Consider the following 12,771-nt stretch of genomic DNA (forward strand, 5'->3'; position numbering starts at 1 on the left):
GGTTCAGTTGTGCCGCTTTATTACGGATATACGGCGCCAAAAGCGGGGGCTTCATAAAGATCTTCATTCCTTATTCCCGTAAGCTGTTCGACAAAGGCAGGAATAGGCTTGGGGGAGTATACCAGACTGTTGAATGAATCGCCCGCCGCTCCGTCTTGATTTACACGCGCCGCCGCCATTTGGGTCACATAATCATCCGCCGTATGAATGCCTGTCCCCTCTAAATCAAAGATACAAAACGTCTGTCTGTGCAGATCAGGAATACATATATCGCGAATCAGATAGTGATCTTCCCTCATCCGTATGTTCATTATGCCCCACCCACCCGTTCAACCGTCGAACCTTTAACAAAGATCTGTCCCGCCCATCGTCGCATGAGCAGCCCCTTATTGCGAACCTAATCTGCCGTTGAACCCGTCATCTTCAGACCGACACAAACGTTCCGTGCAGCGGGATTACCTGCAGAACCGGTTTTAACGGAATGCAGATCTGCACCTTGAGTCCGCTCTTGTCCGACACGCACTGAATTTCTCCTTGAAGACTCCGCACTCTTTGCTGCATCCCGTAAATCCCCATACTTCCGTGTCCATACTCCTTCTGTGCCCTTTTTGCCGTGCCTCTCCCGTTATCACGATAGGACAGAAGCAGATTCTGTTTCCCCCCTGATAAAGTCACATGAACTTCCTCGGCCTGGGAATGCTTCATCGCATTGGACATGAGTTCCTGCGTAATCCGGTACACCGCAATCCGCTGTTCATCGTTCAAATAATCTCTGAAATGCTCCGACTCGAAATAAATCGTAAAATCCGCATGAAGCTGGATGTGTTCGAACAAGGCTTCCAAAGCCTGAACAAGTCCCCACTCTTTAAGAAAAGGGGGCCTGAGTTCGTTGCAGGTCAGGCGGATCTGGTACATCACATCGAGAAGTCCGTCTCCGATTTGAGCCAAGCCTTCTTTAAGTTCATCCGGGCCAAGGCCCGAAGTCCGCAGCTGCTCCAGCTTCCGGTACCAGATAATTTGCTCCTGCAGGGCGGCATCGTGCAAATCCTGGGACAGCCGCTTCCTTTCGTGCTCGGACAAGCTGAAGAACAGGCGCAGCAGCCATGGAGGGGTCTCCTTTTCTTCCATCGTCCGCTTCAGTTCAGCCGATAAATCCTCAATGACCGTTAAGTTTTCATAGACGACATTTACGTAACGGATGAGGGTTTTAAGCCAAATCCTCTTGGCGGGAAGGCGCGTACTGTCCGTCTGCACTCCGAAAACGAGCCAGAACGTTCTGCCCTTAGACTCCCCGATTTTCAAAAAAGATCCCTCTTCATATTCGAAAACTTCACCTATCGAGAGCGGTTGACTCTGATGCTGGCGAATTTTGTTCAAAATAGCCCGGGGCACTTCGCCCGTTCCCGCTTTAATCGAGTAGGACGGATAACTGTCGTGGGTTTCGATCAGGGAAACACAGTCGATTTGAAAGATCAGCTTCACTTCAGCCAGCAGCCGCGCCTCCAGCTCAGAAATTTTCATATTGCCGAACAAATCGTGAGAAAAACTGTCGAGACTCGATTGAAGCGCGGAATACCTCTCATCACTTCGGCGCAGCTGTTCCCTGATTATATGAAGCTCCGAATTGATCATATTCAGTTCGGCCGCATAATAACGGGCTCTATCGTAAAAACCGCCCAGGAAATAGGCGATGAAACTGCAAAAAACGGCTCCCGCCGCCAGCATCTCCCATGTATCCCCGACTACGAAATAGTCATATAGAAAAAACACAATGCCTACAACGGCAGTAAATCCGGCGCCCGCAAGACGCCCAGTCCTTTTCATCCGCAACGTTCAGCTCTCCTTCAAACTACTTGGTGCACATCTTCGTCAATATATCATCCCCGAAACGAACCGATCACGCAAATTTGTTGCGTGCGCACGCAAAAATTTCCGATCCTGTAGAATCCGAATTGTGTCCAGTGCTATGATTCTAGTTAACCCGAGCCCCCTGACACAGGAGAAACGATAAAAATGGAAATTCCAATAGAAAAGGGTCAAGAAGAGCTTCCCTTTTATCGGACCCTAATTACAGCCCTGATCGAACATGCGCCAGTCGGCATCTATATGATGGAAAACGGCGCCTTAACATATGCGAACGATTCTTACGCCAAGCTTGTCGGCTATGCCGCGGAAGAAATCCGCCGGGAGAAGTTTGGTTTTCTCGAGCTTGTTCACCCGGATGACCGTCTCCTGACCGCCCCTCTTTTTTCCGAATCGGACGACAGACGGAAGGGCGCACCTGTCCGTATCCGGACGCGTCATAAAGACGGACATTGGATTTATACGGAAATCCATCCGTCCACAGCCCTTGTAAACGAAAAGAAGGTCCAATGCGGCACCGTGATAGACATTACGGAGCAAGTGCTGGCGCAGCGGCAGCTTCTGGAATATCATGAAGAGATTAAAGCGTTATTTACCCATAGCCCGGACGCCATCTTCTCCTTGGACGAGCATGGGAGATTTACAAGCACGAATCCCCGGTGCGAATCCTTGACGGGATACACGAAAGACGAGCTGGTCCATAAGCCTTTCTTCACGCTCATTGATCCGGATGACCTGCAATCCGCCCTGGACCGTTTCGGCGACGCAAAACGCTTTATTTCCGGCAGCACGAATTTCCGCGTCATCCGTAAAGACGGAGAAAAAATTTCCGTGAGTGTGACTCACTTTCCGGTAAAGATGGACAGTTTCCTTAGCAGCACATACGGAATCGCACGGGATACGACCGACCAAGCAGCGGCGGCCCGAAAGATGGAAGAATTCGCCTATGCCGATCCGGTTACCGGATTGCCTAACCGCAAGCTGTTCGAAGACCGGCTGGAGCAGACGATCCGTTTCTCCAAAGGCGGACGTCTTCCTTTTGCCGTCCTTTCGATTAATTTGAACCGGTTCAAATTAATTAACGATTCCTACGGTCATCAGTTGGGAGACGACCTGCTGGTTCTAGTCACCGCCCGTATCCAGGGGCATTTGCGGCTGACGGATACATTGAGCCGGTTTGCGGCAGACCAATTCACCCTCATTCTGCCCGAAACGGCGCAGGAAGAGGCCATGCGTCTCATCCGTTCCATCCTCGGCGGAATGCGGGAGCCTTTTGTGCTGCACGGTCATTCCGTAGCCTTGACGGTCAGCATAGGGATCGCATTCAACAAAGGAAACGGGGAAAGCGCTCAAGACATGATCCGGTACGCGAACATGGCCATGGATCACTCCAAGAAGCTTCGTACGGACGCTTACACCGTGTATACGGAAGAAATGGATCTCCAGACCTCCTACAAGCTGCAGATTCAGAGGGATCTGGAAACAGCTTCGGCCAAGAACGAGCTGGAGCTCTTTTACCAGCCTATCATGGCGTTAAAAACCGGCAAGCTGACCGCGATGGAAGCTCTGATCCGTTGGAATCATCCACGGCTCGGGTACATTCCGCCCTCGGATTTTATTCCGGTGGCCGAGGAATGCGGCCTGATTTTGTCCGTCGGCATCTGGGTTCTGCAAACGGCCTGCAGGCAGGCCAAAAAGTGGCAGGCTTCGGGAGCCGCTCCGTTCAAAGTCGCGGTTAACGTTTCGACCAAACAACTGCAGCAGCCTTTTTTTGCCGAACATGTCCTGTCGATTATGAAAGAGATAGAGCTTGAACCCGCTTGGCTCGAACTGGAAATTACGGAAAGCGTCCTGCTGGACGATGTCCATGCGATTAAGGAGTGTTTGTTGAAACTTAAAGAGGCGGGGATTTGCATTTCTATCGACGATTTCGGGACAGGATATACCTCCCTGAACTATTTACGCGAATATCCTTTCGATAAAGTAAAAATAGACCGGGCGTTCATCGAAGACATTAACCGAGACCTGAACGGGAAACGGATCGCGTCCGCCATCATCTCACTCGCGCACAGTCTCCATATGGACGTGGTCGCCGAAGGCATCGAAAACGAGCTCCAGTACAAATACCTGCTCGGCGAAAACTGTAATGAAGGGCAGGGCTATTATTTCAGCCGCCCCCTTCCCGCAGATTCTCTGGCCGGCTTGCTAAACCGCCCATGAAAACAAAACGCCTGCGCAAAGGGCTGACGCTGCGCCTGATTTTAAGTCTTCTCGTTCTTGCTACCTCTTTCCTGACGGCCGCCGTAAGCGGATATGCGGCCTATGAGGCCAATTTGAAATCCCTGTCCGCGAGCTACCTGGATAATAATTCCCATTATGCCGAGAAGCTTTCCGCCAACACGGGCACCCTGCTCAATCTGATGCAGACGAGTATGAACTCGATCGCGCAGTTAGCGGGAAAGCAGTCGTTTACGGAAAAGGATCTCGAAATATGGTTCGCGTTTAACCGGCAGTACTTTAACTCGGTTTTTATCGCGGATGACGAGCGGGATATAGAAGCGGTTCTGCCTGCCGAGGCCGGTGCCGTTGTAGGCACACGGCTGCTGTCCGAAGCGTCCAAACGTGCGGTTGAGTTTAAAAAACCGTTTATTTCCGAGCCTTATGTCGGCACAACCGGACGCCTGATCGTGCTGGTCTCCTCGCCAATTTTTAACGGAGACGGGTCCTATGCCGGCTTTGTCGGCGGCACGATCTATCTGGAGGAAGAAAACGCCCTGAGCAAGCTGCTTAAAGAGCATTTTTACGGGAACGGGTCCTACGTCTATGTCGTCGATAAAAAGGCCCGGCTTATTTTTCATCCCAACAAAGAACGGATTTATCAGATTATCTCCAGCAATGAAGTCATTCAAAAAGCGCTGGCAGGCAAAAAAGGCTCCCAAAAAATCGTAAATTCGGAAGGAAATGAATTTTTCGCAGGCTATGCGTTTGAGCCGATAAGCGGGTGGGGAATTGTTTCCCAGACGCCTACCCGAGTGCTCGAGGAACCGCTTGAACAAATGATTTCAAACTTGCTGATGCAAGCGCTCCCCCTGCTCGGCGTTGTACTGACCGTCGCCTGGTGGCTGGCTAGCTGGATCACGAGACCTCTGTATACGCTTGCCCGGTATTCGGAAGAGTCGGCCGTCCACGCAAACCTGACGGTACCCGCTTCCCCCAGCATTCATTCCGGACTTTACGAGGTCAGGCAGCTGTACCAGAGCATCAATTCCAATCTCAACCGGCTGAAAGCGGAATCACTTACCGACGGATTGACGGGCCTTGCCAACCGTAAAGCTTTCGATCTGCTCATCGCCGAGTGGGCGGAGCGGAAGGTTCCTTTTACCCTTATTCTGATGGACGTCGATCATTTCAAAAAAGTCAACGATCTTCACGGACACCTGATCGGAGATGAAGTGCTGAAATATTTGGCTTCGACGCTTCACGCTTTTTCAAGAGAAGAAGATTTATGCTTCCGCTATGGCGGAGAGGAATTCGGGATTTTGCTGGAAGGGTGCGATCTCGGCCGAGCTACCCGTATTGCGGAGCGGTTGCGTGAAAAAGTGGAAAGAAGCAAAAGTCCGATCGCTCAGCCCCTGACGGTTTCGATCGGGGTCTCCTTTTCTTACAGCCGGGATACGGACGTCAAAACCATCATTGAAATGGCGGATAACGCGCTCTACCAATCCAAAACCGACGGAAGAAACCGGATAACGATTTATTCGTGACGGGGCGCATAAGAAAAAACGGCGGAGAGCTCAGGCTGCAGCATGCAGCTTCTGTCTTTCCCGCCGTTTTTTGTTTGCCGAGTCCGCCTGCTGTATTCTCCCGCGGGGCGTCAGCCCAGCTCCAGCCAGGCCGTCATCTCCGCGTCGAGCCGCGCCTGCAGCTCTTCCCGCTCGCGCCACCGCGCTTCCAGCAGCGCGGTATCGCCGCAGCCGCCGAGCTGCTGGAGCTCCGCGTCCGATGCGGCCAGCTGTGCTTCCAGCGCAGCGATCTGCGCCTCCAGCTGCAGCCGCTTCCGCTCGGTTGCCCGCGCCTCGGCCGCCGCGGCTTTCGCTGCGGCGTTGGCCTCCGCCGCGAAGAGCGGCTGCTCGCCCGCGCGTACCGCGGGGCTGGCTGTGCCGGGCGCGCCCGTCGGCGACTGCTCGCCTGCGCGTACTGCGGCGGCAGATGCGCCGGTCGAGCCTGCCGGCGGACGTCCGTGACCGGCAGCCGTCTGCTCCAGCTCGCGCTTTTTCGCCCGGTATTCGTCAAACTGTCCGATATAGCTCGTTATTTGTCCGTCTTGAAGCTCCCAGACCCGCTGCGCAAGACGGTTGATGAAATACCGGTCGTGGGAGATGGCAAGCACGGTTCCCGGATACTCCTCCAGCGCCTCTTCAAGAGCTTCGCGGGAAGCAATGTCCAAATGGTTGGTCGGCTCATCCAGCAACAGCAGATTCGGCTTCCGCCGGACAAGCAGCGCGAGCCGGAGACGGGACCGCTCTCCTCCCGACAGCATGCTCACCGGTTTAAACACATCCGTCCCATAAAAGAGATACTTCGCAAGAATGCCCCTTGCTTCTCCTTCTTCTACTCCGGCCTCCAAGCGGAAGTAGTCTAGGACTGTCTTTTGAGGGTCTCTCGTTTCCTCCTGCTGGGCCATATAGCCGATCTCCACTCGCGAGCCTAGGTCCAGCTCTCCGCAATCCGGAACTTCCTGCCCAAGCAGCAGCTTAAACAAGGTTGTTTTCCCCGTTCCGTTGTCTCCGACCAGAACGATCTTCTCGCCGTAATGAAGGCTTCCTTCCGCACCTTTCAGAATCCGGCGATCTCCGTACGATTTATGCACGCCGGAGAACTCCGCTACCCGTTTCGCGGAGCGGTCCTGGAGGCTCAAAGCGAAATCGGCGCTTTTCTGCTCCAATACTGGACGCTTCATTACCTGCATCCTCTCCAATGCTTTACGCATTGAAGCCGCCCTTTTGAAAAACTTTTCGTTGTCCCCGATCCGCCCCCACTCTTCCAGCTTCCGGATCGTTTCTTTCATTTTTTTGATAACTTTCTGCTGTTCCTGATACTGCGCGAACTGCTGCAGCAGCCGTTCTTCCTTCTCTTTCATATATCCGCTGTAGTTCGTTTGGTACGTAAAAGCTTCTCCGTCTTCCAGCTCAATCATTTTAGAAGCGGTACGGTCAAGAAAATAGCGGTCATGCGAAACAAGGACACAGGCCCCCGCGTAACCTTGCAAAAACTGCTCCAGCCACTCGATTCCCCTTAAATCCAGATGATTCGTCGGTTCGTCAAGCAGCAGCAGATCCGGCCGCATGATTAATTGGGAAGCGAGCGCGATCCGTGTTTTTTCTCCGCCGGAAAAGGTAGAGAACTGACGGGCATACGTCTCTCTCGAGATCTGAAGCCCGATTGCAACGGAGTCTATAGCGGCATCCATTTCATAGCCGCCTCCGCGCTCGAAGCGTTCCTGGACCGACGCGTACGCGTTCAGCAGCCCCTGCATACGAACTGAATCAGCCGAAGCGCCCGGCTCTGCCATGTCATGTTCCAGCGCCGTCATCTCCTGCTGACACGCCGTCAAATGCCGGCAGCCGTAAGCGAGCACTTCATATACCGTAAGCCCTTCGAACACCACCGGTATTTGCGGCAAATAACCGATCGTGAGCTCTTTTTTGAGTGCCAGCATTCCCTCGTCTATGCTCTGATGGCGGGAGATGAGCTGGAGCAGCGTCGATTTGCCACTGCCGTTTCGGCCGATCAGACCGATTTTTTCTCCAGCATGCACTTCGAATGTGACTCCATCCAGCACGAGGTTAGCCGCGTGGTATTTCTTTATCTGTTGACCGTTAACAAGTATCATAATGGATCCTCCTAGGAATGAAGACCCTTTTCCATACGACAAAAAAGAGCCGCGGCAACAAGCCCGCGACCCTTCTTCGGATGTGAAACTATCCGTATCGGTTAAGGTAGGCGTCTTCTCGCGATTGGGTGTACCGTATTCGTGAAAATGGACAGACTTCTCCCGTTAACCGGAAAAGCATGAACAATGCCAGCCATAGCAATCGGCAGCTGGCTAATACGGTCGTTAACCTTCTCGAGATTCACCTACCTCACCTCCTCATCATTAAAGTTACGTTTACTTTAGCATGAAAATTGTAATTTTTGCAAGTTCCGTTCACTAATTTTACAAGTTCCGCTCTCCAAAACAGACTCATGCGCTCTTTGGGGGCTTGAATGCTTGGTCTTGGACGGTATCCGGATACTATCAATCCAGATAGCTTGCAATCCCTTTTTCCATGAGAAAGTCCATTTCGGCGTCCAGAATATTATCCACTGTCATCTCATCCAGCTTGATATCGGGCCTGCTCAACACATAGTCGGCAATATCATCGCTGTCGATGTCGACCTCACCCTTAGCATTTTTGTGAGCTTTGTTGATAAAATCTTGCTCGTATTTCAGCACCGATTTTATTTTTTGTGGGTCCGCTTTAGTTTTTCCCGCTATGTAAGCTATGAGCTCCTGCTCGTTGATCTGTTCTGCCATCAATCGCCATCTCCTCGTCCATTCGGTGTCCAACTGCCATTGTACCACATCCGAGGAGAAAAAATTAAATCAAAGAAGCTCCCGCCCGTAACGGGAGCGGCGGATAAAACGGCTGCGGTAAAACCTACGCGGACATCCGCAGACTGCTTGGCAAGTGAGGCACGGCGCCTGTACGGCGTCTGCCGCTGGGCAGAATATGATTCTGGGCGAGACCCAAGGCAACAGCCGGCTCCACTTCATCACGCTGAGCAAGCTCGACAAGGAGAGCGATATCTCCCATTTCATAAGCGGCCGCCATCATACGCAGGTAAGCTTTCATTCCGTTCTCAGCCGGTTCGACCTGCGTGCCGGTCTCCATGTCTCTTCTAACGGCTTCCAAGGAGTGACGAGCGCGGTACAGAGCCGCTTTAACCGCTCCTTCCGTAGTTCCGAGCCTAACAGCTGTTTCAAGACTGGAAAACCCCAGCACATCCCGGAGCAGGAAAACCGTTCTTTGCAGCGGGGGCAAATGCTTAAACAAAGCGCGAAAGGCTTCTTCGATTACCAAAAGCCCCTCGTCCCGCCGCGATACTGCCTGCGTCTGTTCGCTTTTCATAATGCGGGCCAGGACCTGCTTTCGCCGCGATTGGTCGATCCACGTATTTTTAGCAATGCGAAGCAGCATAGCTTCTACGTTGGCGTGCCCCTTTCCTTGTGAAGACATCGCTCTCAACCAGGTCTCCTGGGCCAGATCCTCCGCATCCCATGAAGATTTTGTCATGGACAGGCAGTACCGTTTTAACGTCTGTTGAAACTGGTTGATCCGGGTGCTGTCCTTTTCTTTTCCTTTTAATAGAAAATCGGCTGTCGCCATCCGAATTCGCCCCCTTTTTTTCCTGCAGCCGTTCAAATGCATCCGGCTCCCGGCCTGTAATGAACCTTTTTATATCCTGAGCGTCATTTTCCGGTTTTATTAATCCTTCTGCAAAACGGCTTCATTTTCTTCTTGTATTCGAATCTTAACGGCAAAGCCGTTGTAATCAGTAAACGAACGAACGTCCGAAAAGGATACGCCGTTTCACACATTCTTAAAATATTTTCAGGATTTAAAACTCTGTGCTGTCCTTCGTATCTTTTGGAGGGCTACATTCGTTTACAAGGAGAAATGCCATAACGAAACACATTGGAGGTTTTTGACGATGAGTAATTACGTCCCTTACGTCGTGGAGCAAACGAGCCGTGGTGAGAGATCCTATGATATTTATTCCCGGTTGCTGAAAGACCGGATCGTATTTCTGGGAGCGGCGATTGATGATCAGGTAGCCAACAGCATTATCGCCCAGCTTTTGTTTCTCGAAGCCGAAGATCCGCAAAAGGAAATCAGTCTATATATCAACAGTCCCGGCGGTTCAACGTCGGCCGGATTTGCCATTTATGATGCGATGCAGCTCGTGAAGCCGCCTGTGCATACGATTTGTACGGGTTTTGCCGCTTCTTTTGCCGCTATTCTACTGCTGGCCGGAGAAAAAGGCAAGCGCTTCGCGCTGCCGAACAGCGAGATCATGATTCATCAGCCTCACGGAGGCGTTCAGGGCCAGGCAAGCGACATCGCCATCAGCGCCAAGCGGATACTCGGCATACGTGAAAGACTGAACCGGATCACCTCGGAGCGCACCGGACAGCCTGTCGATAAAGTTGATCGGGACATGGATCGCGATTATTTTATGTCCGCTGAAGAAGCCAGGGAATACGGGATTATCGATCAAGTTGTAACGACAATTTCCTGACGAAACAAATCTGTCTGTAAGACGTACGGTTCCCCTAACAACCAGCACAGGTTCTATCTTCCGTTAAGGGCCTGTGCTCCCTTTTCTCCGAATTTCGATTCACCGGAACGGCATTTCGGCGGATACGATTTTTACATAGATTCCGTTTTCAGACTTCCTGCGCGCTTCTTCCCCCCATTTTTTCACGTTTTCGGATAATTCGGATGCTTTCCATAACCTATTCCCCCTCATCACGTCAGGGTCGATCAGCCTCATTTTATTCGTCCGGTGCAGATCGTAATCGTTCACATCTTCTTTTACTCGTACGTTGCGGTGAAGGTGTTTTAGAAGCCGCTGAATATCCGGCTCATCCGATGCATGCATTAAACTCAGAACCTCCTCATCTGTCAAAAGCAGGTTGCTGAGCGTAATCACCTTTTTTGCCAATGCTGTTTTGAGCGCTTCCGCCAAAAAGTGGCAGCTGTATGCATTCAAAGGGTGCATAAAGAAATCGATCACTTCGCGATAATAGGTTTTAACGAACCATTCGGCGGACTCTATTCGGGTGAGCACCATTTTTCCGTCAGCTGCCGTTAAGCTTTCCAGGAAAAATCCTATCTCTTCCGTGGTAATTTTTCCGTCATGAAACTGATCCCGCAGTGTATAGTCGACCCGGTCTGCGCATAACGCGGGGGCAGGCTGTTCAAGAAGCATCCATTGGGAGTCTTCAAGCAGCAGATTTCGGTATGTATAACCATATTTCTTCAGAAGTTGAGGAATTTCGGATTCTTCGATAAACTGCTCATAAATGTTCTCATGATAGTTTTCTTCCCTTTTGTCCAGCGCATAGTCAACCACATGTGAAAATGCCGTATGGGAAACATCGTGGAGCAGTCCGGCGATCTGCTCTTCAAGGGAACCTCCAAGCTGCCGGATTAAAAGCATGACCCCTACGGAATGCTCGTACCTCGTCACATCCCATGTATCGTTCACCAGATAGCTCGCTCCGCCTTGGTAAACGCCTTTTAACCGCTGCAAGGGTTGGCTGAGAACAAGCTCTTCCAGTAGTCCATCCACCACAAATTCTCCGTAAATAGGATCCGATATACGCAACTCGCACCTCCGCTAAACTCAACAGCAAATAGATAAATTGAGCCTACCATAAGTCATGTGCTTTGTTAAAGAGGCGGGCTAAGGTCTTCTTAGGTCTTTTCACCGGGCACAAAAAACGACCTCCCGCTTCAAGCGCAAGAGATCGTTTTCCGAATAAAAACCGGTATAAGACGCTGCTTTGGTTTACAGAAATTCTTTAACAACCGCGCCTTTACCGGCAAGGTTATCTTCCGTTTTTTCTTCGGAGGTTTCCGAAGGAATCTGGAATGTCCTCACCGCTTTTAACGCCAACAGCAAAACTCCGCATGCGACAATGACCAGAGCGCTGATGAACAAAACGCTGTCCAGTTCGAAACGCAAAGCGAGAATACCTCCGATAAACGCTCCCAGCGGTAAAGCCGCGTTGGACAGCGTATGCAGGAAGGCCATCACCCGGCCCATCAACTGAGAAGGAGTGATGATTTGGATCAGCGAAGTCTGCAGCACATTAATAATACCAGTAAACACGCCCATCAAAAGGATTGCGGAAAGCTTCATCCACAGCGCGGGAACAATCGCGAACAGATACAGCGAAGCGCCCATAAGCAGCCAGGATATAGCGATCATAAGCCCGTTTTTTTTGAGCACGTTAATCAGCGCTGACCCTACGAATATGCCGACGAAAAAGGCGATGTACAGCAGACTGTAATAAATCGGCGATCCGTAGGAGACCGACATGGACGGAACGGTGATGATGAGAATGGACATGGAAAAGTTGGTCAGTGCAAAGAACGGCAGCATGATTCTAAGAAACGGACTGCTCGCGACAAACCGGTAGCCTTCCACAAGCTCGCTTGTATACTCTCTGATCTTCAGCGGACCCTTCGGCGCGCCTCCTGCGGTTTTCTCAGGCTCCATCTGTTTCTTAAGCTGCACATAGATGAGTCCCGACAGGAAAAGCATTCCGCTGGCCAGATAAAACGTGTTTTTCATCCCCAGCAGCAAAATAATAGAGGCCCCGACCAAGTATCCCGCTACATTAATTAGCTGGTCCGTGGACGAGATCATGGCATTTGCTTTGACAATTCTGTCCGGTGACTGGATCAACTGCGGAAGCATTTTATTGTTCGCCGGATAGAACAGCATCGAAAAGCAGGATGCAACGAACACAAGGATAAGTATCGCTAGCAAATTGGCGCCTCCATCGGTGATCAGAAACGGTACCGCCAAAATCAGTACGGCCTGAACGAATAAGGAGATGCTGGCCAGCAGCGACGGAGAATACCGGTCAACCAGCGGCCCCAACAGAAAGCTAAAGATAGAAGCCGCCGAAATAGCGGTAAACGTAAAGCTCGTAAACGAAACGGAAGCCGTCGATTTCTGAACGAAATACAGCAGGACGATCGAATAAATGCTATCCGCGATGTTGGCGGAGGTTCTGGACAAATAAAAGCGGACAAACAAACTGTTTTTAAACAAAGACATCTCATTTCA

At 51.4% G+C, this 12,771-nt stretch carries 11 protein-coding genes; 3 read left to right on the forward strand and 8 right to left on the reverse strand.

Features of this window, described 5'->3' with window-relative positions:
- Positions 1-20: 20 nt before the first annotated feature.
- Both AC2TF6_RS16220 and AC2TF6_RS16225 read right to left on the reverse strand, forming a co-directional pair.
- Positions 21-311 (reverse strand): exonuclease domain-containing protein, encoded by a 291-nt coding sequence (locus tag AC2TF6_RS16220; protein WP_491307634.1) that lies wholly within the window; start codon positions 309-311, stop codon positions 21-23.
- Between the two features lie 112 nt (positions 312-423).
- The gene (locus AC2TF6_RS16225; protein ID WP_491307635.1) at positions 424-1,824 is read right to left on the reverse strand and encodes a sensor histidine kinase; all 1,401 of its coding nucleotides are present in this window, start codon (positions 1,822-1,824) and stop codon (positions 424-426) included.
- Between the two features lie 189 nt (positions 1,825-2,013).
- Between AC2TF6_RS16225 and AC2TF6_RS16230 the strand changes: the two genes are divergently transcribed.
- Together AC2TF6_RS16230 and AC2TF6_RS16235 are read left to right on the forward strand one after the other, a co-directional pair.
- Positions 2,014-4,083 carry a sensor domain-containing protein gene (locus tag AC2TF6_RS16230; protein WP_491307636.1) on the forward strand — a complete coding sequence of 690 codons (2,070 nt, stop codon included), beginning with the start codon at positions 2,014-2,016 and terminating at the stop codon, positions 4,081-4,083.
- Complete coding sequence (locus AC2TF6_RS16235) at positions 4,080-5,627, forward strand: sensor domain-containing diguanylate cyclase (RefSeq protein WP_491307637.1); 1,548 nt, start codon at positions 4,080-4,082, stop codon at positions 5,625-5,627. The genes AC2TF6_RS16230 and AC2TF6_RS16235 overlap by 4 nt, the downstream gene beginning before the upstream one ends.
- Positions 5,628-5,737: 110 nt before the next feature.
- Here the strand turns inward: AC2TF6_RS16235 and abc-f are convergent, their stop codons facing one another.
- From abc-f to AC2TF6_RS16255, 4 genes are all read right to left on the reverse strand, one after another.
- Positions 5,738-7,756, reverse strand: a complete 2,019-nt coding sequence (gene abc-f, locus AC2TF6_RS16240) for a ribosomal protection-like ABC-F family protein (protein WP_491307638.1) — start codon at positions 7,754-7,756, stop codon at positions 5,738-5,740.
- Positions 7,757-7,857: 101 nt separating this feature from the next.
- Positions 7,858-8,001, reverse strand: coding sequence for an RAxF-45 family protein (locus AC2TF6_RS16245; RefSeq protein ID WP_170318615.1), 144 nt, complete (start codon positions 7,999-8,001; stop codon positions 7,858-7,860).
- Positions 8,002-8,161: 160 nt separating this feature from the next.
- Positions 8,162-8,440 carry a hypothetical protein gene (locus AC2TF6_RS16250; protein ID WP_491307639.1) on the reverse strand — a complete coding sequence of 93 codons (279 nt, stop codon included), beginning with the start codon at positions 8,438-8,440 and terminating at the stop codon, positions 8,162-8,164.
- 124 nt (positions 8,441-8,564) lie between these two features.
- Complete coding sequence (locus AC2TF6_RS16255; RefSeq protein ID WP_491307640.1) at positions 8,565-9,293, reverse strand: RNA polymerase sigma factor; 729 nt, start codon at positions 9,291-9,293, stop codon at positions 8,565-8,567.
- A 325-nt stretch (positions 9,294-9,618) separates the two neighbouring features.
- Here AC2TF6_RS16255 and clpP point away from each other — a divergent pair, with 325 nt between their 5' ends.
- Complete coding sequence (clpP, locus tag AC2TF6_RS16260) at positions 9,619-10,206, forward strand: ATP-dependent Clp endopeptidase proteolytic subunit ClpP (protein WP_009672474.1); 588 nt, start codon at positions 9,619-9,621, stop codon at positions 10,204-10,206.
- 99 nt (positions 10,207-10,305) lie between these two features.
- On the opposite strand, the gene AC2TF6_RS16265 is transcribed toward clpP, so the two are convergent.
- Complete coding sequence (locus tag AC2TF6_RS16265; RefSeq protein ID WP_491307641.1) at positions 10,306-11,298, reverse strand: HD domain-containing protein; 993 nt, start codon at positions 11,296-11,298, stop codon at positions 10,306-10,308.
- A gap of 183 nt (positions 11,299-11,481) precedes the next feature.
- The gene (locus AC2TF6_RS16270; protein ID WP_491307642.1) at positions 11,482-12,762 is read right to left on the reverse strand and encodes an MFS transporter; all 1,281 of its coding nucleotides are present in this window, start codon (positions 12,760-12,762) and stop codon (positions 11,482-11,484) included.
- Between the last annotated feature and the right edge of the window lie 9 nt (positions 12,763-12,771).

Source organism: Paenibacillus sp. JNUCC 35 (assembly GCF_058269095.1).